A 21977-nucleotide genomic window follows, 5' to 3' on the forward strand; every position below is an offset into this window, starting at 1 on the left:
TTGTTTGGGTATTCAGCAACCGAGTATTCGCTTATCGATGACAATCGCTTGACAAGCTTCTTCGACAAAAGATAAAATAACAATGTATATTTTCATAATTTGTTCAAAATCATACTTCTATCATTGATTTTGAGGGAACAGATGTAGAAACCGCCAATTTTTACACTGTTGATTATGGATTATTAGCACTATAGTGCCTCTAACGCACAGTGCGCATTCATTTAAAAGCCATACTCTTTTCGTCACAGGGTATGTATGACTAGTCAAACAATTAAATATCGGATTAAAAAACCGAACGGAATCCCAAGCTAACACCTTGGAGAAACCAACGAGGAGGTGAACAAGATGATGACTTTCATCTGGGTCGCGATCATTCTCATTGTTGGAGCTGCATGCTTAGGGATTGGTTATTTTATCCGTAAATCTCTTGCAGAAGCGAAAATTTCCAGTGCTGAAACAGCCGCTGAACAGATTAGAGAATCTGCCAAGAAGGAAGCGGAAGCACTGAAAAAAGAAACGGTTCTGGAAGCAAAGGACGAAGTGCATAAGCTGAGGTCCGAAGCTGAAAAAGACATTCGTGAACGTCGGAATGAAATTCAACGACAAGAAAGACGATTGTTGCAAAAAGAGGAATCGCTGGATAAAAAATTAGAATCTCTCGAGCGTAAAGAAGAGCAAGTTGCCAACAAAGAGAAGCGGATCGAGGATACACAAACACAAATTGATCAGCTGTACAAGAGCCAAGTTTCGGAGTTAGAGCGGATTTCCGGTCTTACAATGGAGGAAGCGAAAAGCATCATCCTCACCAATGTAGAACAGGAAGTACGTCACGAAACGGCACAGTTGATTAAAGAAATTGAACAACAAGCCAAAGAAGAAGGCGATAAGAAAGCACGTGAAATCATCACACTCGCCATTCAACGTTGTGCGGCAGATCACGTTGCCGAAACGACGGTTTCCGTTGTTTCATTGCCAAATGAAGAGATGAAAGGCCGGATCATCGGTCGTGAAGGACGCAATATCCGTGCACTTGAAACATTAACGGGTATCGACCTTATCATTGATGATACGCCAGAAGCTGTTATTTTATCAGGATTTGATCCAATCCGCCGCGAAATTGCTCGTACCTCTTTGGAGAAACTAGTTGCTGATGGACGTATTCATCCAGCACGTATCGAAGAAATGGTGGAGAAATCCCGCAAAGAAGTGGATGAGCGTATCCGAGAATACGGTGAGCAAGCCACATTCGAGGTTGGAGTCCACGGTTTGCATCCGGACTTGATCAAAATTTTGGGACGCCTGAAATTCAGAACAAGTTACGGTCAAAACGTGTTGAAACATTCCATGGAAGTAGCTTATCTGGCTGGTCTGATGGCCGGGGAGCTCGGGGTAGACGTAACTTTGGCGAAACGTGCCGGGCTGCTTCATGACATCGGTAAGGCGTTAGACCACGAGGTCGAAGGATCTCATGTGGAAATCGGTGTTGAGATTGGCAAGAAGTACAAGGAGCATCCAGTCGTCATTAATAGTATTGCCTCCCATCATGGCGATGTGGAAGCGACGTCTGTCATCGCGATGCTGGTTGGAGCTGCTGATGCTTTATCCGCGGCTAGACCAGGAGCACGCAGAGAGACGCTTGAAACATACATTAAGCGTCTGGAGAAACTTGAAGAGATATCGGAATCCTTTGAAGGTGTTGAGAAATCATACGCCATTCAAGCTGGTCGCGAAGTGCGTGTAATGGTTCAACCGGAGAAAGTGGATGATACCGAAGCGTTCCGCCTGGCCCGTGATATTACTAAGAAAATCGAGGGTGAACTCGATTATCCAGGACATATCAAGGTTACGGTAATTCGTGAAACTAGAGCAGTAGAATACGCTAAATAAACAATAATGCGAAAAGTGGCTGCTATAGCCACTTTTCCTTATTTTCAGGACGATTGATGACTTCATCACCCGAACTGTGCATCTAAGGAGTATAAAGGAGCTATAAATCGGTTATGAAAATTGTATTTATTGGAGACATTGTAGGTTCTGTCGGAAGAAAAGCATTAAAAAGTATCATGCCACGCTTGAAGCAAGCACATCCCCATGCAGTCTTTATCGCCAATGGGGAGAACGCAGCGGCTGGGAAAGGGATAACATCAGCCATTGCCAAAGAAATCTATGAGATGGGCATTCAGGCCCTTACAATGGGCAATCATACATGGGATCAAAAAGAGATCTTCGATTTTATTGATCGTGACGAGAAAATGGTTCGGCCCGCTAACTTTCCTCCAGGTACGCCAGGGAGAGGGCATACAGTCATTAAGGTCAAAGATCAAGAACTGCTTATTATCAATTTACAGGGACGGACTTTCTTGCCGCCAATTGATTGTCCGTTTCGTAAAGTCGATGAGATTCTTGAAGCAGATAAGAAGAAGCACAAATTTGTGTTCGTCGATTTTCATGCGGAAGCAACCTCAGAGAAAATTGCCATGGGCTGGCATTTAGACGGGAAAGTATCAGCTGTAGTTGGTACGCATACGCATGTTCAAACCAACGATAACCGAGTTCTGCCGCAAGGAACTGCTTATGTTACCGATGTAGGAATGGTAGGACCTCGAGATGGAATCCTTGGCGTTGAAAAGAATGCGGTGCTTCAGAAATTTAAAACACAGCTTCCGGTACGATTCGTAACAGATGAAGGGAAATGGCATTTCCATGCCGTAGTCATCGAATTAAACGATCAAACGGGATCGGCCAAAAGTATCAATCTGATTCGTTATGATGAAGATCAAGTATTCATGGATTAAAGTGTTTCATTCAGAACATTTCGAATGTTCAAATTTAGTGAACTGACATGTTTGGTGCTTCTCGCGAATAGAATGGTTAATGGAATCTATCCATCATTCCCGAGGAGGTACTATTCATGGATGTATTAAAAGTTTCAGCAAAATCCAATCCAAACTCCGTAGCAGGTGCACTGGCAGGCGTTTTGCGTGAGCGCGGAGCTGCAGAGCTCCAAGCCATCGGTGCAGGAGCCCTAAACCAGGCCATCAAAGCAGTAGCTATCGCAAGAGGATTTGTGGCGCCTAGTGGAGTTGACCTAATCTGTGTACCAGCATTCACAGATATCGTGATTGACGGAGAAGATCGGACGGCCATTAAATTAATTGTTGAGCCTCGTTAAGACAACGACAGCATACATAAAGCAAGATGCCTGTTTACCATGTAGACAGGTTTTTAGCTGTTGAGCTGTATGAAAAAGTAAAGTGTATTCAAATTTCTCAGAAACCTCTTCGCAGAGGTTTTTGTCTTGTTTGGACGTATACGAGGAGGCTGGATGGATGAGAATCATGGATGGACATTGCGATGCGCTTACGAAGCTCTATGTAAATCCCAAGCTTGAATTCGGGAGAGAAGAACAGGAACTTGATGTGAGTTATCCAAGATTGAAACATGCTGGAGTGAAGGTGCAGTGTTTCGCTATCTACTTATCTGATTCCATTCAGCAGCCTACTTTTGAACATATTTTGCAAATGGTTGATTTATTTTATCGTCAGATAGGCCGCCATCCAGGGATGCATGTTATTCAGACCACAGAAGATTGGCATCTTGTAGAGGCAAGTGAGCGAATTGGGGCGATTTTAACACTTGAAGGGTTAGATGCGCTTGCTGGCAACATGATGCATGTGCGAATATTGCAGCAACTTGGTGTTAGAAGTATTGGACTCACATGGAACTATGCGAATTGGGCGGCTGACGGCGTGATGGAGCCTAGAAAAGGTGGTTTCACAAGAAAAGGGAAGCAGATGTTAAAAGATTTAGAAACAATGGGTATAATAGTAGATGTGTCACACTTGTCTACAACGGCTTTCTGGGAAATGGTCGAGCTGTACAACAAGCCTTTCATTGCCTCTCATTCGAATGCCCAAAAAATATGTCCCCATCCAAGAAATTTATCAGATGAGCAGATTAAAGCTATCATTCAATGTAAGGGAACAATTGGAATCACGTTCGTCCCTTACTTCGTAGACAGTGCGAATCTGACGGTGCCGATCTCGGCATTGTTAAAACACATTGATCATGTATGTTCATTAGGAGGAGAGGGACAACTTGGATTCGGATCTGATTTTGACGGGATTGAGCAGTGGATCAAAGGGCTGAGACATGTAGGGCAATATGAAAATATAATAGAAGCTTTATGTAAAAACTATAGGGAATCACAAGTCGAGGCATTTTTGTATGGCAATTGGCGCAATTTCATGCTCACGAGCCTACCGAAATGAATGATTCACAACCGATCTAAAATTGATATGGATTCGATCTAAAAACTCTATCTGTTAGAATTGTTTGTACCCCTTGCAATTTGATCCATAAAGGCATAGAATTTGGTTGACAAGTGAAAGAAAATTTTTATTGCATCATCTTCATTTACTACACAATTAGCTTATCAATGTCTTCATGCAGCTACAATTAAAAGGAGTGGACGTACGGTGATTAGTCAGTTATCTTGGAAAATCGGAGGTCAGCAGGGTGAAGGGGTCGAAAGTACAGACCGCATTTTCTCTACTGCATTGAACCGTCTCGGTTACTATTTGTATGGGTACCGTCATTTCTCTTCACGGATTAAGGGGGGACATACGAATAACAAGATTCGCATCAGCACTAAACCGATTCGCGCAATTTCAGACGATTTAGACATTCTGGTTGCTTTCGATCAGGAAAGTATCGACTTCAATGCTCACGAGCTTCGTGACAATGGTGTTATCGTAGCAGATGCTAAATTTAACCCAGTATTACCTGAAGGAATCAAAGCACGTCTGTTTCCAGTTCCGATTACTGCAATCGCAGAAGAGCTAGGAACATCCCTATTTAAGAACATGGCCGCATCTGGTGCTTCCTGGGCACTGCTCGGATTGCCAATTGATGTGTTTAATAAAGCTGTTGAAGAAGAGTTTGGCCGTAAGGGCGCAGCTGTCGTTGAGAAGAATATTGAAGCCGTTCGCAAAGGTGCTGAATCCGTTCTTGAATTAGCAGGCGGACCTATTCTTGACTTCCAATTGGAACCAGCTGATGGCAAACAAAAATTGTTCATGATCGGTAATGATGCAATCGCTCTTGGAGCAGTTGCCGCAGGTTGCCGCTTTATGCCAGCATACCCGATTACACCTGCTTCAGAGGTAATGGAATATCTGATCAAAGCACTTCCGAAATTAGGCGGTACTGTTATCCAAACAGAAGACGAAATCGCAGCATGTACAATGGCAATCGGCGCTAACTACGCAGGTGCTCGTGCGCTGACAGCTTCTGCGGGTCCTGGTCTTTCCTTGATGATGGAAGCTATTGGTCTGGCTGGTATGACAGAAACACCGGTTGTTATCGTAGATACACAACGTGGTGGTCCAAGTACAGGTCTTCCAACGAAGCAAGAACAATCCGACTTGAACGCAATGGTTTATGGAACTCACGGTGAGATCCCCAAAATCGTATTGTCCCCAAGCACGATTGAAGAGTGCTTCTATGACACGATTGAAGCTTTCAACCTTGCTGAGAAATATCAAGTTCCTGTTATCTTGATGACGGATCTTCAACTTTCTCTAGGTAAACAATCCGCAGAAATGCTGGATTACAACCGCATCGTGATTGACCGCGGAACTTTGGTAACTGAAGCTCCAGAACAAGAAGCGAACCAATTGTTCAAGCGTTATGAATTCACAGAAAACGGTGTATCACCGCGTGTAATTCCTGGCGTTAAACATGGTATTCACCATGTTACTGGGGTTGAGCATGACCAAACGGGTCGTCCATCCGAGAGCACGGAAAATCGTCAACGCATGATGGATAAACGTCTTGAGAAGTTGAAACACATTCAAGTAACAGACGCTGTGAAAGTGGATGCTCCTCACGAAAACCCAGATCTTCTGATTATCGGTATGGGTTCAACAGGTGGAACCATTGACGAAGCTCGCCGCCGCGTAGAGTTGGAAGGCATCAAAACGAACCATGCAACAGTTCGCTTGATTCATCCATTCCCGACTGAGCAATTGCGTCCATATATTGAAAAAGCAAAAACGGTTATCGTTGTTGAAAACAATGCAACTGGCCAATTAGCTGATCAAATTAAACTGCATGTTGGTCATGCAGATAAAATTAAAAATGTCCTTAAGTACAACGGTAACCCGTTCTTACCGGCAGAAATTGAACAAAAATGTAAGGAGTTGACTTTAGCATGGCAACATTAAAAGACTTTCGTAACAATGTAAAGCCAAACTGGTGTCCGGGGTGCGGAGATTTCTCCGTACAAGCGGCCATTCAGCGTGCAGCAGCTAATGTTGGTTTAGAGCCTGAAGGATTGGCAGTTGTATCGGGTATCGGTTGTTCCGGCCGTATCTCCGGTTACATCAATGCTTACGGCTTCCATGGTATTCACGGTAGATCTTTGCCAATCGCACAAGGTGTGAAAATGGCTAACCGTGATTTGACAGTTATCGCTTCCGGCGGTGACGGTGATGGCTTCGCAATCGGTATGGGACATACTGTCCATGCGATTCGTCGTAACATCGACGTAACTTACATCGTAATGGATAACCAAATCTACGGTTTGACGAAAGGTCAAGCATCTCCACGTAGTGCGGAAGGCTTCAAAACGAAAAGTACACCACTGGGCACAATTGAGTCCGCAATTTCTCCTTTGGAAGTTGCCATGGCGGCAGGTGCAACTTTCGTAGCGCAATCGTTCTCCAGCAACTTGAAACAGTTAACAGCTGTTATCGAAGCTGGTTTGAACCACAAAGGTTTCTCTTTGATCAACGTATTCAGTCCTTGTGTAACTTTTAACAAAGTGAACACATATGACTGGTTCAAAGAAAACATCGTGGATCTGGATGAAATTCCAGATTATGATTACACGAACCGCGTGATGGCAATGACCAAAATCATGGAAACAAACTCCATGTTGACAGGTATCATTTACCAAAACAAAGAGAAAAAGAGCTACGAAGATTCCATTCCTACTTTTGCTAAAGAAGGACTCACGAAACAAGATCTTCATATTTCAGAAGCTGATTTCAACAAAATGCTTACTGAGTTCAAATAATAAGTGTACAACGCTTAAGGGCATATGGAGAAAATCCGTATGCCCTTTTTGCTGAGCGGCAATACTGACAACTATACCAATCATAAAGGATGGATATATCTATGAAAACTGTGCCAGTAGGAGTTTCGGCTAGACATATACACGTATCACCAGAGCATATTGAAATTTTGTTCGGAAAGGGTTATGAATTAACGAACTTTAAGGATCTTTCACAACCAGGCCAATTCGCTGCGCAAGAAACAGTGACGATTGTAGGTCCTAAAGGCAAATTCGAAAAAGTGAGAATTCTTGGCCCAGCTCGTCCAAGCACGCAAATCGAAGTGTCACGTACGGATTCCTTTGCATTGGGCATTAAACCACCTGTACGAGAGTCTGGGTACATAGAAGATACGCCTGGACTTCGTGTCATAGGTCCAGTGGGGGAAGTAGAACTGGAGCGGGGCGTTATTGTCGCGGCTCGTCATATTCATTTTCATACCTCGGATGCTGAAAAGTGGGGGATTCAAGATAAACAGAAGCTTAGAGTTAAATTGCATGGTGAACGTCCTTTGATCCTTGAGGATGTGATTGCACGGGTTTCTGATCAATATGCGCTGGACATGCACATAGATACGGATGAGGGAAATGCGGCAGGAGTTAACACAGGCGATCTGGCAGAGCTGCTGGAGTAAGTGCAATATGCCATGTTTTCACACATAAGCCAATTTACTTTTGTACTAAGTAGGCTTGAGATGCTATAATAAAAGTTGCGTATTTATTTGTAAGCTGGGTAAGTTTTCATCAAGCAAAACTCTTAGGAGGAAAGAAAGTGGCTAACCAAGTAAAATCCGATAAGGATTATTCCCAATATTTTCAGCCTCCTTCACTGACTGATGCTAAAAAGCGCGGAAAAGAAGAGATCGCCGTACATTATGATTTCATGATTCCTGAGGACATGCAGGGGTTCGGCAAAGATAAATATTATTTAATTCGCACTTACGGATGTCAGATGAATGAGCACGATACCGAAGTTATGAAGGGCCTGCTTGAGCAAATGGGCTATCAGACGACGGAAGACAAAAATCAAGCAGATGTCATCTTACTGAATACCTGTGCAATTCGAGAGAATGCGGAAGATAAGGTGTTTGGTGAATTAGGACATTTGAAAGCTTTGAAAGCACAGAAACCTGGTCTTGTTCTTGGTGTGTGTGGATGTATGTCTCAAGAAGAAGCGGTTGTAAACCGGATTATGCAAAAGCATGCTTTTGTTGATCTGATATTCGGAACACATAATATTCATCGACTGCCAGCCTTATTGAAGGATGCCTTTTATAATAAAGAAATGGTTGTAGAGGTATGGTCAAAAGAAGGCGATATCGTTGAGAACTTACCGAAGAAGCGGGAAGGCATTCGGGCATGGGTAAACATCATGTTCGGCTGTGATAAATTCTGCACCTACTGCATTGTTCCGTATACGCGCGGGAAAGAGAGAAGCCGGAGACCGCAGGATGTACTTGCAGAGGTTAGAGATTTGGCCCGACAAGGATTTCAAGAAATTACATTGCTTGGACAGAACGTCAATGCTTATGGCAAAGACTTTGAAGATATTACGTATTCCTTCGCTGATTTGATGGATGATATTCGTAAAATTGATGTGCCGCGCATTCGCTTCACAACCTCACATCCACGGGATTTTGATGATCAGTTGATTGAAGTATTGGGGAAACGCGGTAATCTTGTTGAACATATTCATTTGCCGGTCCAATCAGGGAATACCGAAGTTCTTAAACGAATGAGCCGGAAATATTCCAGAGATCATTACTTAACACTCGCCCGCAAAATCAAGGAAACACTTCCTGACGTTGTTCTGACAACGGACATCATCGTTGGTTTCCCTGGGGAAACCGATGAGCAGTTTAACGAAACGATGTCCCTGTATGAAGAAATTGGCTTTGACTTCGCCTTTACTTTCATATACTCGCCGCGCGAAGGAACACCTGCCGCTGGCATGGAAGATAATGTTCCGATGGAAGTTAAGAAACAAAGGCTGTACCGCTTGAATGAGCTGGTTAATGCACACAGCAAGGCAAGTAATGATAAGCTGCTTGGCCAAACTGTAGAAGTGCTTGTTGAAGGCGAAAGCAAGAATAATGCTGATGTATTGGCAGGACGCACGCGTACGAATAAACTGATTCATTTCACCGGCTCCAAGGAGTTAATCGGTCGAATGGTTGAAGTTCATGTAACGCAGGCGCAAACTTGGATTTTAAAGGGTGAAATTGTAGAAGAGCCCTTGAAACTTTCCATTTAAATATAATTCGGAAGTCAAATTGACAGGAGTGTGCTGAGATGTCGCAATGTGACCATAATCATCATGATAACGAGCCTCATGCTTTTAAAGTAGAGGAGTTTACCAATACAGAAATGATCGTACGTGAAGATATTTTATCTAAAGCCAAAGAATTAGCCAATTTGTTGACGACTTCAAATGAAGTTCAGTTTTATCAAAAAGCTGAAAAGCAAATTTCCAATAATCCAGATATTCAAGTGCTGATTAGTGCGATTAAGAAGAAACAGAAAGAAATCGTTGCGTTCCAAACTTTTCAAAATGCAAAAATGATTGAAAAGATCGAGAACGAAATCGAAGTGCTGCAGGACGAACTAGACGGCATTCCGATTGTAAACGAATTTAAACAAACACAGGATGATATTAATTACTTATTGCAGCTGGTTATGTCCGTGATTCGAGATACAATTTCCGATAAAATCAACGTGGAAGCGGGCTCAGCAGAAGCACCAACCTCGTGTGATTAATAAGCTGGTGTTCGTGTAGACATCCCAAATCGCCCTCTACTCAGGCTACGGCTTGATAGGAGCGGCGATTTTTCTCAAATGAGCTGATGAGAGCGAAGTCATGATATCGGAATGACCGAAAGAATATGCTATCCGGAGGGGACATTGTCATGCTTACCGTTCGTAATTTAAGTAAAGTATATCCGCCAGACAATCAGGTTCTTTCGCAAGTTAGCTTTCAAGTAGATGAAGGCGAATTCATTGCTGTCATTGGGAGCAGCGGAAGTGGCAAAACAACATTATTGCGATGTATCAGTCATCAAGAGAAATGGACAAGCGGCCAGTTAATCTATAAATCCGACGATATTTCCAAGCCAGGACCCTGGGAACGGTTTAAATTAGGCAAAGATTTCGCTTATCTCGAAGAGAAGCCTGCATTGAATCGAAATAAAAGCGCTATCAAAAACGTCATGATGGGGAAAGTCTATAAAGCGCCTTTACGTATCCTAACCGGTATGACGTCACGCGATGAGCATGTTGTTGGCATGGACTATCTGGAGAAAGTCGGGCTTCTGGATAAAGGCGACAAGAAGGTCGGTCAGTTAAGCGGAGGCGAGCAGCAGCGTGTTGCAATCGCTAAGGCTTTAATACTTGGACCGAAGGTCCTCGTTGCGGATGAGCCTGTATCCGGTTTGGATCCTAAGTCAACAGAGTATATCATTCAGGATTTGAAGTCCTTGTGTAAAGACCGCAACATGAGTGTCATTGCTACTTTGCACCAAGTAGAGCTTGCGGAAAGATACGCAACACGTATTTGGGGGCTGTCTGAAGGGAAAATCGTTCTAGATATTCCAGCCAGATCACTAACGCTCCGTGAAAAAAAGCTAATTTTTGGTGAAGTATGATCCAGGTCTTATTCGTTTGTTTAGGAAACATATGCCGATCTCCAATGGCCGAAGCTGTATTTCGTCACCAAGTCAAGCAAGCCAATCTTGAATCTGTCATCAAAGTAGATTCAGCGGGAACAGGTGATTGGCACATAGGCCACCCTCCGCATCAAGGGACAAGAGACATACTGGACCTCTATCATATTGATCATCACGGCTTACGGGCGAGGCAAGTACAAGCGGCTGATTTTGTTAATGCGACGTATATCATAGCGATGGACGATAGCAATGTTCGTAATTTGGCTGCTTTTGCACCGGACCCTGTAGAGGGTGAACAGCGATCATCGATTCATAAATTACTTGATTTTGCTCCTAATCGTATGATCAAAGATGTACCGGATCCTTATTACACCGGCAACTTCCAAGAGGTATTTGAAATGGTGGAGGAAAGCTGTGAGCGATTGCTGGCTTACATTCTCGAAAAGGAACAACAATGAAAAAGCAACGGTGAGAAAGAAGCTTTCTCTCTCCGTTGCTTTTTTGCTGTCTTGACATGTGCTATATCGAAGTAAGCCCGACTTTATGCAAGCATTCGGCAATGATTTTCAACATTGTGGGGTGGATAGGGATGATAAGATCGGTGGGGCCGTGTTCGAACAAGCCGCTTCGATTATGCAAGACTAGGGCTTGGACATAGATTCGGAAGTATTCTGAACCGGGAACGCTGTGTATAGATTCTTGATTAGCGGCTCGGTAATTGACGAAAGTGACAGCTTTGAGCGTACGTTTATCATAGGGCAGGATGCTAATTATGTGCTCTAACTTAACATAATAATTGACGTGAGGTTTATGAAGAATCAATTCTTTCGTCGAGACAGATAGACCGAAATCCTTCGTCTTATGCGACATTTTCAAGTCGCCTTCCAGAGATTTAATCTGGAGGAAATCTGAATTCATAGCAAAAGCCCTCCTTCACATGTGTTGTTGATCGCTTGTCTTAACAGAATAACACAGATCAGCATGCAGGATAAAGGAAGGCTGCGGGTGTATCAATGCTGTTTAAACAGAAGGGAGCATTGCGTGCCTTGATTTAAATGACTGGAGAAAGATATGGTTCCATTCATCATTTGGATAATGCTCATAACAACGACGAGACCTAGGCCGGTTCCATGTTCTTTGGTTGTATAGAAGGGCATGCCGAGTGAATTCAATTGTGTTTTGCTCATCCCGACACCTGTGTCAATGATAGATACCTGTACGGCATTTGGCAGCTTGCAGGTGGTTAATGTGATAATGCCGCCGTCAGGCATGGACTCGATCGCATTTTTGATGAGATTAATGAGGCACTGACGTAATTTTTTGGATTCTCCCAGAATATAGAGGGGGTCTTCATTCTCGTGTAGGATATCAATCACAACCTGATGATCCGTAGCAAAGGGCATAATGAAGCGCAGCATGGCTTCTACTTCTTCTTTAATATCCAGTTGCTCGTGCAAACCAGATGAGGGTTTGGCATAGTTTAAATAATCGTTGATGATCGTATTCGCCTGGTCTACACCGGATAATGCGAGCTCGATATAGCGCTTCTGATCATAATGCGTGAGCTCTTTTTGATTAAGGAGTTGAATGAAGCCTCGTGTTGATGTCAGTGGATTACGAATTTCATGGGAGATTGTCGCAGCGAGTTGTCCGAGCATTCGATCTTTCTCAAGAGCTATAAGGCGTTGTTTATGAACTTCATGTTTCTTGACATAAAAGAATAGAAATGTAATTACCCAAAGAGAAATAATTGTGAAAATTAAAGTATATACGACATACATAGTAAATTGGAATCGTATGTAGAAGGATAGTGAAGCATACAATAGTTCGTATACGATCAGCAGTCCTGTTGCATAAAGCAGTTTAGACTTGAGATGCTGTGTATACGTCTTATTTCTAAGCACGTAACCAATAGCCAGCAAGACAGTGCTGCCAAACAGAGCGGGTTGCCAAAAATAATTCAGGATCATTAAGCAGCCCAGATTAAAGATTAGCCAAGTCATGCATGCCGGAATGAAACCAGCGAACAGAATGGCTGCGATTAGGCAAATAGGGAAGAAGTGGAGCGAATAGACAAGAGGATCGACATCTTCATATCTCCAGTAGAGAAAGATTAATGCCATTAATATAACTGCGAAAAGAAATTTACGCTGCGGTTCTTTGTAGATGAAAATAGGCGCAAAAACTAGATGGATTAGTATCGCACTCATGAGGTATAAGAGACCATGCAGTTCATAAGAAACGATTGATTGGAGCAAATGGATGCCGTCCTTTCCATTTTATACGACAATATCTTGGTGTTTTCTACATTATCTCACAGAATTATGACAGATCAAGAGAAATGACATATTTTGAATGCTAAAGATTTGATAAAGACTTATGGTGTTAACCCTAGGAAGGGCTGTATAATAAAGGAGATCCACATTTGCAAACGTTTACATATTCATTGGGTTTAAAAACGAGGAGAGATGAGGATGAAGGCGTGCTCACAGGTTTGCGGCGTTGTTTTTAATCCGATTGACGAAGATTATGTGAATATATGTGAGGATTGTGAGGACGCCGACAAGGAAAATTGCGGTAAGGAGGATAAATCAGCGTTGACTAGTTATTATCTGGGCAGCTGCGGTCTCATTATTGATTACTTGTTGTGAATGGCACGAGTTAAAAAAAGGTTGATAACCAGAAATTTCTTGTTACAATGAAAGTAGATTTACTATTCATACTATTTATTCTTTATGCTGTTCATTTTCGAAAGGAGACCTGGCATGGTAACTTTACCTAAATTGAACGATCTCGGTTTTTTCGAGATTAGACTGGAATCCATCGGTGGACTTGGCGCCAATCTGGCAGGAAAGATGCTGGCAGAAGCGGGAGTTGTAGGTGTGGGTTTGAACGGAGTAAGCTTTTCTTCCTATGGTTCTGAGAAGAAAGGATCTGCAGTGAAGGCGCATATTAGATTCTGTGACATGGATACGAGAATACGGGACACTTCACCCGTAGAACGACCGCACGTTGTTGGTGTTTTTCATGAATCGCTTTCCAAAACTGTAAACGTTATCAGTGGCATCTATGAGGATAGTACCGTATTAGTGAATTCAACAAAAACACCTGATGAACTGAAGGAGAAAATGAAGCTTAGGGGTGGAACCATAGCGGTAATTGATGCTATTGGAATTTCACTGGAGGAAAAAAATCGCGTCAATATGGCCATGTTAGGCGCATTGTTCCGGTTATGTGATTTTCTTGATCCGGAAGTGATGCGAGGCGTTATTCGCAAATCGTTGGAGAAGAAATATCCCCTGGCTGTCGCACCTGCGTTACGTACCTTTGACCGCGGATACAATGAAGTAGTGTTTCAAACGTATGCGCTTCCAGAAGGCGAAACGATGCCTGATTTTATTCGCTTTGATACACCCGTGCTGGGGTATGAAACCCAATCTATCGGGGGCGTTATTACGAACCCAGGCAACAGTATTTTGAAAGATCTAAGTATTTCACGTGCGGGGATGATGCCGCATTTTCATGAAGATAAATGCATTCACTGTGCTTCTTGCGATAACGTGTGCCCGGATTTCTGCTTTGTGTGGGATGAGCTCCCTGACAAGAAAGGACGTCCTCAAATGTTCTTGCAAGGCATTGATTATCAATACTGCAAAGGCTGCCTCAAATGTGTACAAGCTTGTCCGACCGAAGCGCTCGCAAGCGAGCGGGAAGAAGATGGTTATGCGGATCTTCATCGCATGCCGCATCGTTTCAATCTAGCTATAAACTCTTAGAGAGTATTTATGGGAGAAGGGTGGAACTACTCGCATGTCCATTGATATCAAGAAGGAACTGGGGCAAGCCAAGGTGGAACAACGCATCGTATACGAATCAGGCAACGAAATGGCAGCTTATGCAGCGCATCAAATCAACTATCACGTCATGGGGTATTTTCCAATATCACCATCTACGGAGGTTGCTCAATTTCTAGATCTCATGAAGTCCAATGGACAACATGATATCGTTCTAATTCCCGCAGACGGAGAGCATGGCTCTGCAGGCATATGTTACGGCGCATCAACTGCTGGCGGCCGCGTATTTAACGCGACAAGCGCTAACGGTTATTTGTATATGCTGGAACAAATGCCCGTTCAATCCGGGACGCGCTTCCCGATGGTCATGAATCTGGTATGCCGCTCTGTATCCGGTCCTTTGAATATACATGGGGATCACTCCGATTTGTATTATGCTTTGAATACAGGATGGCCTATCGTGATGTGCCGTGATCCGCAGGCCGTCTACGATATGAACATCATCGCCTTGCGATTGGCTGAAGACGCAGCTGTTCGGTTACCTGTCTTGGTAGCCTCCGATGGTTATTTCACCTCGCATCAGAAGCGGAGGGTACAAACGTTCGCACATCGAGAAGATGTGCACGCCTTTATTGGCGAGCAGCCGCAAGGCTTCCCTGATACCTTGGACCGCAATAATCCGATTACAGTCGGACCTTATATGAATGAGCCGGATTATATCAATAACTGCTACCAGCAATCCATGGCTATGTACAATGCAGGTGAGGTGTACGATCGCATCCGGCAAGAATATGCCGATCTGACGGGTCGTGATTATCCGATTCTGGAGCAATATCGGATGGAGGACGCGGAGGTAGCGGTATTCCTGATGAATTCGGCTTCCGAAATCATCAAGGACGTCGTCGACCAGCTCCGCGAGAAGGGCATTAAAGCCGGATCCCTCGCACCGAATATGATCCGTCCTTTCCCTGCCAAGCAGATTGCTGAGGCTTTGCAGCACGTCAAGGCGATCACCGTAGGCGATCGCGCAGATTCTTATGGCGGCCATGGCGGCAATATGGTCAACGAAATTAAAGCGGCACTGTTCACGCACGGGAACAGAGATACGCTTGTCATAAGCCGAATCTACGGCTTAGGTGGCAAGGACTTTTATGCCGAAGACGGGCATCATTTGTTCCAGTTTGCCATTGATGCTGTACAAAGCGGCAAGGTAGAGGTGCCCTTCGATTATTATGGGCACACGCCGGGTGATCCATCGAAAGCGCCGAAGCGGGTGCTGACACCGATGAACTACGAGGATTTGAAGACAGGTCTCATCACCGTTACACCGGATGAGGATACGGGCAAGCTGAACGTGCGGATTCCGCCGCTGCGCGCCTTGACCAAGAAGCCCAAACGCATCGCACCAGGACACGGCGCTTGCCCGGGCTGCGGCATTTTCTCCGGCTTGGAATTGTTTTTCAAAGGGATTGAAGGCGATATCGTCTCCATCTTCCATACGGGTTGTGCGATGGTTGTAACGACCGGATATCCGTATTCGGCGCATAAGGCAACCTATATTCACAACTTGTTCCAAAATGGCGCAGCAACCCTCTCAGGCGTTGTAGAAATGTTCTGGGAACGCAAGAGACGCGGGGAGTTGGATCATCTTGGCTTGAAGGATGATTTCACCTTCGTCATGATTACTGGCGATGGCGGAATGGATATTGGCATGGGGCCGGCAATAGGTGCGGCACTGCGCAACCACAAAATGATCATTCTGGAATATGATAACGAAGGTTACATGAACACCGGAGCGCAGTTGTCTTATTCGACACCGATGGGACATCGGACTTCAACATCCAACGTAGGGAAGCATCAAGGCGGCAAGGTGTTCCATCACAAGGATACGGCGCAGATTATGGCAGCAACGCATATCCCTTATGTATTCACTGGTTCAGAGGCTTATCCGCAGGATCTGGTGAAGAAAGCCGCGAAAGCCCAGTGGTATGCGCAGCATGAGGGGCTAGTCTATGGGAAAATTCTCATTGCATGTCCGTTGAACTGGCTGTCGGATGATCAGGAAGGCTCCAATATTGTAGGGGCAGCTGTAGATTCCTGCTTCTTCCCTCTCTATGAGGTCGAGCATGGCGTCACGACGATTACGTACAATCCGGAGGACAAGAGCAAGAAAATTCCGCTGTCGGATTGGCTCAAGACGATGGGGAAAACCAAGCATATGACGAAGCCGGAGTACGAAGGTTCACTGAAATCGTTCGAGACGGAAGTCGAGCGCCGTTGGAACCGTCTGAAGGCGAAGCACGAGAATGCTTACTTATAAGTGAATATAATAAAATCAAGGCACATTCATCCTTGCGATGAACGTGCCTTTTTATCGGAGGAATGAACAATGCCATATGTACTGAAACATACAGGGACTGATCAGATTTTCACATGTACACTTACGAATCATTATGGATTAGCTTATTATGGGGTTAAATTTTGGATGGAGCTTGAAGAAGCTGAAGCGCAGTATGCTGCTTTTTTACAAACCCACAGCACGTCTGAAGCCGATCAATGGCAGATTCTCGCACTTGAGGAGGGAGAGATGAAGCTCTGTAATGTGAAGCTCAAAAACGATCCTTATATGCAAGTTTTTTGGTCCCATACTCGAAAACCGGACGTTCGTAAACTGGTAAATTAAGCCGTAGCGTCAATAGGCATCAAGCCTCTAGGCATTCGACAATAAACGCATCCTTTCGCCTATATTCGATAATCACCCCCACAAACTATAATGAAGTTACGATAGACCTAGGTTGTCAAATTAGTTAGATGCCGCACACAGCTAGACCACACAACTATTGGAGGTAAAAGCGATGAGGAAATGGACGATGATTTGGGGAATGCTCGTATTGGCGCTTACATTTGTTTTTCCAGCAGCAACAATGGCGGATGAAGGAATTACAACCAAAGCTCAAATTGTATCAGGGGTTAGCTTCCGAGATCAAGCCACAACGTCTAGTAATGTCATTCGTTTATTGAAATCTAAAGAAATTGTCACAGTAACAGACTTTGTTACAACGAATTGGTACAAAGTGAAAGATGCTCAAGGCATCAGCGGATATGTGTCAACGAGCAGCAAATACATCAAAATAATAAGCAATGCAAAAATAGTTTATGGCGTTAATTTTCGCACACAACCGACTTCAGACAGCAGTTCGAAAGTAATTCGGATGCTGAGTAAAGGGGAGGAAGTCCTCGTTACGGATAAAGTGAATGACAGTTGGTACAAAATCCAAGATGCAAATGGTGTAAGTGGATATGTTAGTTCAAGCAGTAAGTACATAAGCACTGATTTTACGGTTTTTACTCCTAATTTACCGCTAGCGGATGAAATCGAAGCTGTTATTGCAGCAGGTAACGCCTACTTAGGCACACCTTACGAATATGGCTCGGTTCGTGGAGACTCCTCAACCTTTGATTGCTCTGATTTGATCCAAACGATGTTCTGGGATGCGCTGCGCTTCTCCGTTCCAAGCGATTCTCAAGGTCAAGGCAACTATGTTAGATCGCTTGGTCCAGTGACTATGGACTGGACCAAATTGAAACGAGGAGATTTGATGTTTTTCAGCAGTTACAAAGGAAGTAAAGCATCGGATTATCTTAACATCAAACCGCTGAGCGAGCCCATTACCCATGTTGGGATTTACTTAGGAAACGGCAGCGTACTCCATACATATTCGGTTGAATCCGGCGGAGTTCGTGTCGATACGATTGATGGAAAACAATGGGACAATCGCTTTTTGTTCGGTGGCAGTGTAATTCGCTAACGGATGGTTCGATCTAGGGAATTTTGCCATATACTATAGATAGGGGCGGATGCAGCCTTCAGCATCCGCTCTTTCTCATTCTAAGGAGAAAGGAAGAATCCTATCTTTGAAACCTTCGATGATGAGCCATCCCATGGAATTTCGGAACACGACGGAAAGAGGGCTTGACTTAGTAACGGTACATGAACGTATTCTTCATTTCATGCGTTTGGAACCCGCAGCCACATACAAGTTCATTATCGGCACGGATTGTCAGGTACACAGCGGACATACGAAGTTCATTACCGGTGTGGTTATCCAGCGAATGGGAAAGGGAGCGTGGGCGTGTTATCGTCAAGTCATCGTTCACAGAGCCTTGCACTCAATTAGAGAAAAGTTGTCCATGGAGACTGCTCTAAGTGAAGAGATTGCCATGTACTTCGATGAGACTAAGCGACAAGATATGGAAAATATTATACTTCCTCATCTTTACCAAGGGGCCTCGTTCGATATGTACATTCATATTGACGCCGGAGATGATGAGAATAAGAATCGGACGGCCAAATTCGTCCAAGAGATGGTAAGGCGCGTTGAATCCGTCGGAATGGTCCCTGTCATTAAACCGGATTGTTATGTAGCTTCTGCTTATGCCAATCGTTTCTCCAAGAAGCCCTATCAGCCCCCTTATGAGGAGGGTGAGGTCCTCGATGGCATTCAATAAGAGGCTTGTGCCGTTAGTTCATCATGGTCAATTGGATCATGCGAACTAACGGTTTTATTTTCCTTCTCACAGATTTGCCAATTGAAAGCAGAGAATAAAGGATTTCCGGGGTTTTTTATCGAAATATTGCAAGATCAGCCTTAGAGAGAAGGGAGCAAGACACAATGAGCAAAACATTTATTATAGAGGCCGTTATGTTAGCTGTTCATGGTCAATTAATGCTGCCAGGACAGCCAGTCACTTATATAATCCCATATACAAGCATTCAGGAGCTATATGAGCTTCAGACAGGCAGTGAGCCTATTATGCTAGAGGAAGAAGACGATGGGTTTGTGAAGGAAATGATTGGTGAGTTGATCGCTTTCTTCGAAGAATCCTTTAATAAGAAAAAGATTGAAAAGGCGCTAACGATGCCTTGGCGAAAGAGTCCTCCGCTGCCGATCAATGACAATGTTACTTTAGAAGTTGTATTTGCAATTGATAATGAGGCATATGGCGAGCAATTTGACCCCATTGAAACAGAATTAATTCTTACGGCGATCAAGGAACAGGCTGCTCTTCTGACTGATCAATTAGAACTGATTGAGAGGCTTATCGAAGCTGGAATCCCGGTTCAAGCATTTGATGTCGCAGATTTTGAGTTTGCTGTAGAAGATGACCATCAAGTATAGAAGGAGTTGAAAAGTGTTATTATGCGTGTCAAAGATCAAGAGGAGTTATTAGCCTCGCTGCCAGCAAACTGGTTTCCCGGTCAAAAGTGGACCTTGCGTGTCGGTGAAGGAGGCATGAATAATACAACTCGTTTTGTGGATGTGAATGGTACTTCCTATGTCCTCAGGCTGTATGAGACACACCGGGATATGGATAAAATTAAATATGAACATGCGATTCTACTTGCCCTTGCTAAGCACAAAGCTCAACTCTCCTATCGGATCCCTGTACCTATCGTGCTTCCAGAAGGAGGGACGATCGTGCAGTTGGAGGAGTTGGAAGGAAAAGGCGGGAAATTAGCCGCTTTGTTCACTTTCACGGATGGCTGCAACCCAACATGGGCAAATACTGAACAAATAAAGAATTTCGGTCAAGCCGTAGGTCAGCTGTCTCGCGTACTCGCTGCAATTTCTGTGGATTTAGCGCCTGTATATCCGCCTTATTACGAAATTGAGAATATTCACCCTCGTTGTACGCCGGAGGCAATTCGTGCCTTCTGCCTGCAGCCGTCTGAACTATTTTGGGCCCAGAAGAGGCAGCTCTCTTACATCTATGAGCGTTTTGCCGCCTTTTACCAAGCAATTCCAGATTTGCGTCAAAAGCCTCACCAACTTGTTCACGGTGATATTAATGGCTCCAATCTGCTGGTTGATTCGGAAGGAAAGATAACCGCTGTCCTCGACTTTGAATTTATCACGATGGATGTGCGTGTGATGGAGTTAGCTGTGTGCCTATCTGATCTGATTGATCCGAGTATGTCTGGCGTCGAGCTAAGGAGCAATTGCGCGGCTTTCTATGAAGGATACTCTTCGTTCGTTCAGCTGGAGGAAGACGAAATTCAGCTGTTGCCGCTGCTCATTGAGCTGCGCAGGCTGGATGTGTTTATCCATTTTCTGGGCAGATATATAGATGGGGTGGATGCCCAAGGTGTATTGATCGATATCATCGATAATACGTTTGCGAAAACGAAGTGGCTGCAGGAAAATGCTGCTGAACTTGTCCGTTTTTTGCAGGTAAAATAGGGTGACTAACCAAAAGGTAAGTAAGACACGTTTATTTCAGTTCTTTTTTTGTTGCTTGGCATCGCCTATACTAGAACACAGGATACTTAATTTTATCAAGTAAGTTTCTAGGAAATCTCGGTGAATGGTTACAAGCAAGCATTCCACGATAATTTTGAGGAGGACAATCATGGTCTATCAAGCAAGTTCAACACGCTATGCAGAAATGAAATATAATCGTTCGGGCAAATCCGGTCTTAAGCTTCCGGCGATTTCGTTAGGATTGTGGCACAATTTTGGCGGCTTGGACATTCATGAGAACGGCAAGGCTATGCTGCTTCGTTCCTTTGACTTAGGAATTACGCATTTCGACTTAGCGAATAACTACGGACCTCCTCCAGGATCGGCCGAGGAAATGTTCGGCAAAGTATTGAAAAGCGATTTAGGCGTTTATCGCGATGAATTGATCATCTCGACCAAAGCTGGCTATCACATGTGGGAAGGGCCATACGGGGAGTGGGGTTCCAAGAAATATCTTATCTCCAGCTTGGATCAAAGCTTGAAGAGAATGGGTCTCGAATATGTAGATATTTTCTATTCACACAGACCAGATCCGAATACGCCGTTCGAAGAAACAATGGCGGCATTGGATCAAATCGTTCGTCAAGGCAAAGCCTTGTATGTGGGACTCTCCAATTATACAGCTGAGCAAACAAAAGAAGCGGCTTCCATTCTCAAAGGTCTGGGTACGCCGTTGTTGATTCATCAGCCTTCCTACAGCATGCTGAACCGCTGGATCGAGAATGGCTTGCAGGATGTTCTGGACGAGTATGGCGCAGGCAGTATTGCGTTCTGTCCACTTGCACAAGGGTTGTTGACAAACAAATATGTCAGTGGGGTTCCAAGTGATTCTCGCGCTGGAGGGAAGAGTCAATTCCTGAATTCGAAAGATATCACCGAAGAAAAGCTCAACCAAATTACCCAATTGAATGAGCTGGCAAGCAGCCGCGGACAAAGCTTAGCGCAAATGGCGCTTGCATGGGTGCTGCGCGGAGAGCGCGTGACTTCGGCATTGATTGGAGCTAGCCGTGTGTCTCAAATCGAAGAGAACGTAGCTGCATTGAAAAACCTTGAATTCGCACCAGAAGAGTTAGCGAAAATTGAAGAAATCCTGAAGTAATCT

General features: G+C 44.2%; 22 protein-coding genes. 20 read left to right on the top strand and 2 right to left on the bottom strand.

The window, feature by feature from the left end; genetic code table 11:
- Positions 1-345: 345 nt before the first annotated feature.
- The 11 genes from rny (at position 346) to BC351_RS01890 (ending at position 11237) form a co-directional block, all read left to right on the top strand.
- Positions 346-1887, top strand: coding sequence for a ribonuclease Y (rny, locus tag BC351_RS01840; RefSeq protein WP_079409001.1), 1542 nt, complete (start codon positions 346-348; stop codon positions 1885-1887).
- Positions 1888-2000: 113 nt separating this feature from the next.
- On the top strand, positions 2001-2795 hold the full coding sequence (locus tag BC351_RS01845) for a TIGR00282 family metallophosphoesterase (RefSeq protein WP_079409002.1): 795 nt from the start codon (positions 2001-2003) through the stop codon (positions 2793-2795).
- Positions 2796-2911: 116 nt separating this feature from the next.
- Complete coding sequence (locus BC351_RS01850) at positions 2912-3172, top strand: stage V sporulation protein S (protein WP_028558349.1); 261 nt, start codon at positions 2912-2914, stop codon at positions 3170-3172.
- Positions 3173-3329: 157 nt separating this feature from the next.
- Positions 3330-4271, top strand: coding sequence for a dipeptidase (locus tag BC351_RS01855; RefSeq protein ID WP_079409003.1), 942 nt, complete (start codon positions 3330-3332; stop codon positions 4269-4271).
- A 207-nt stretch (positions 4272-4478) separates the two neighbouring features.
- The gene (locus BC351_RS01860) at positions 4479-6227 is read left to right on the top strand and encodes a 2-oxoacid:acceptor oxidoreductase subunit alpha (protein WP_079409004.1); all 1749 of its coding nucleotides are present in this window, start codon (positions 4479-4481) and stop codon (positions 6225-6227) included.
- Complete coding sequence (locus BC351_RS01865) at positions 6215-7081, top strand: 2-oxoacid:ferredoxin oxidoreductase subunit beta (protein WP_079409005.1); 867 nt, start codon at positions 6215-6217, stop codon at positions 7079-7081. The genes BC351_RS01860 and BC351_RS01865 overlap by 13 nt, the downstream gene beginning before the upstream one ends.
- Before the next feature lie 101 nt (positions 7082-7182).
- Positions 7183-7752, top strand: coding sequence for a phosphate propanoyltransferase (gene pduL / locus BC351_RS01870; RefSeq protein WP_079409006.1), 570 nt, complete (start codon positions 7183-7185; stop codon positions 7750-7752).
- A 194-nt stretch (positions 7753-7946) separates the two neighbouring features.
- Positions 7947-9371, top strand: a complete 1425-nt coding sequence (miaB, locus tag BC351_RS01875; protein ID WP_244208866.1) for a tRNA (N6-isopentenyl adenosine(37)-C2)-methylthiotransferase MiaB — start codon at positions 7947-7949, stop codon at positions 9369-9371.
- A 38-nt stretch (positions 9372-9409) separates the two neighbouring features.
- The gene (locus tag BC351_RS01880; protein WP_079409008.1) at positions 9410-9874 is read left to right on the top strand and encodes a YlbF/YmcA family competence regulator; all 465 of its coding nucleotides are present in this window, start codon (positions 9410-9412) and stop codon (positions 9872-9874) included.
- A gap of 149 nt (positions 9875-10023) precedes the next feature.
- Positions 10024-10758, top strand: a complete 735-nt coding sequence (locus tag BC351_RS01885) for a phosphonate ABC transporter ATP-binding protein (RefSeq protein WP_079409009.1) — start codon at positions 10024-10026, stop codon at positions 10756-10758.
- Complete coding sequence (locus BC351_RS01890; protein ID WP_079409010.1) at positions 10755-11237, top strand: low molecular weight protein-tyrosine-phosphatase; 483 nt, start codon at positions 10755-10757, stop codon at positions 11235-11237. The genes BC351_RS01885 and BC351_RS01890 overlap by 4 nt, the downstream gene beginning before the upstream one ends.
- 61 nt (positions 11238-11298) lie before the next feature.
- Here BC351_RS01890 and BC351_RS01895 read toward each other — a convergent pair whose 3' ends face one another.
- Positions 11299-11697, bottom strand: a complete 399-nt coding sequence (locus BC351_RS01895; protein WP_079409011.1) for a hypothetical protein — start codon at positions 11695-11697, stop codon at positions 11299-11301.
- Between the two features lie 92 nt (positions 11698-11789).
- The gene (locus BC351_RS01900) at positions 11790-13037 is read right to left on the bottom strand and encodes a sensor histidine kinase (protein ID WP_079409012.1); all 1248 of its coding nucleotides are present in this window, start codon (positions 13035-13037) and stop codon (positions 11790-11792) included.
- 216 nt (positions 13038-13253) lie between these two features.
- Between BC351_RS01900 and BC351_RS42045 the strand changes: the two genes are divergently transcribed.
- The 9 genes from BC351_RS42045 to mgrA all read left to right on the top strand — a co-directional run bounded on the left by BC351_RS42045 (position 13254) and on the right by mgrA (position 21974).
- A complete protein-coding gene (locus BC351_RS42045) occupies positions 13254-13430 on the top strand; it encodes a hypothetical protein (RefSeq protein WP_158081956.1) in 177 nt (58 codons plus the stop codon).
- Between the two features lie 114 nt (positions 13431-13544).
- Entirely contained in the window at positions 13545-14555 is a 1011-nt protein-coding gene (locus BC351_RS01905; RefSeq protein WP_079409013.1) for a 2-oxoacid:acceptor oxidoreductase family protein, read from the top strand.
- Positions 14556-14589: 34 nt separating this feature from the next.
- Positions 14590-16893, top strand: a complete 2304-nt coding sequence (locus BC351_RS01910; RefSeq protein WP_079409014.1) for a thiamine pyrophosphate-dependent enzyme — start codon at positions 14590-14592, stop codon at positions 16891-16893.
- Between the two features lie 69 nt (positions 16894-16962).
- A complete protein-coding gene (locus BC351_RS01915; protein ID WP_079409015.1) occupies positions 16963-17256 on the top strand; it encodes a hypothetical protein in 294 nt (97 codons plus the stop codon).
- Positions 17257-17428: 172 nt separating this feature from the next.
- Positions 17429-18382 (top strand): C40 family peptidase, encoded by a 954-nt coding sequence (locus BC351_RS01920; RefSeq protein ID WP_079409016.1) that lies wholly within the window; start codon positions 17429-17431, stop codon positions 18380-18382.
- A gap of 106 nt (positions 18383-18488) precedes the next feature.
- On the top strand, positions 18489-19082 hold the full coding sequence (locus tag BC351_RS01925) for a ribonuclease H-like YkuK family protein (protein ID WP_244208851.1): 594 nt from the start codon (positions 18489-18491) through the stop codon (positions 19080-19082).
- Positions 19083-19246: 164 nt separating this feature from the next.
- Positions 19247-19753: an ADP-heptose synthase gene (locus BC351_RS01930; RefSeq protein WP_079409017.1), complete on the top strand. Its 507-nt coding sequence runs from the start codon at positions 19247-19249 to the stop codon at positions 19751-19753.
- Positions 19754-19774: 21 nt separating this feature from the next.
- A complete protein-coding gene (locus BC351_RS01935; RefSeq protein ID WP_079409018.1) occupies positions 19775-20815 on the top strand; it encodes a phosphotransferase in 1041 nt (346 codons plus the stop codon).
- Between the two features lie 169 nt (positions 20816-20984).
- Positions 20985-21974, top strand: a complete 990-nt coding sequence (mgrA, locus tag BC351_RS01940; protein ID WP_079409019.1) for an L-glyceraldehyde 3-phosphate reductase — start codon at positions 20985-20987, stop codon at positions 21972-21974.
- The last annotated feature ends 3 nt before the right edge of the window (positions 21975-21977 follow it).

Origin of the sequence: Paenibacillus ferrarius, from assembly GCF_002027705.1 — a bacterium.
Taxonomy (GTDB): domain Bacteria; phylum Bacillota; class Bacilli; order Paenibacillales; family NBRC-103111; genus Paenibacillus_E; species Paenibacillus_E ferrarius.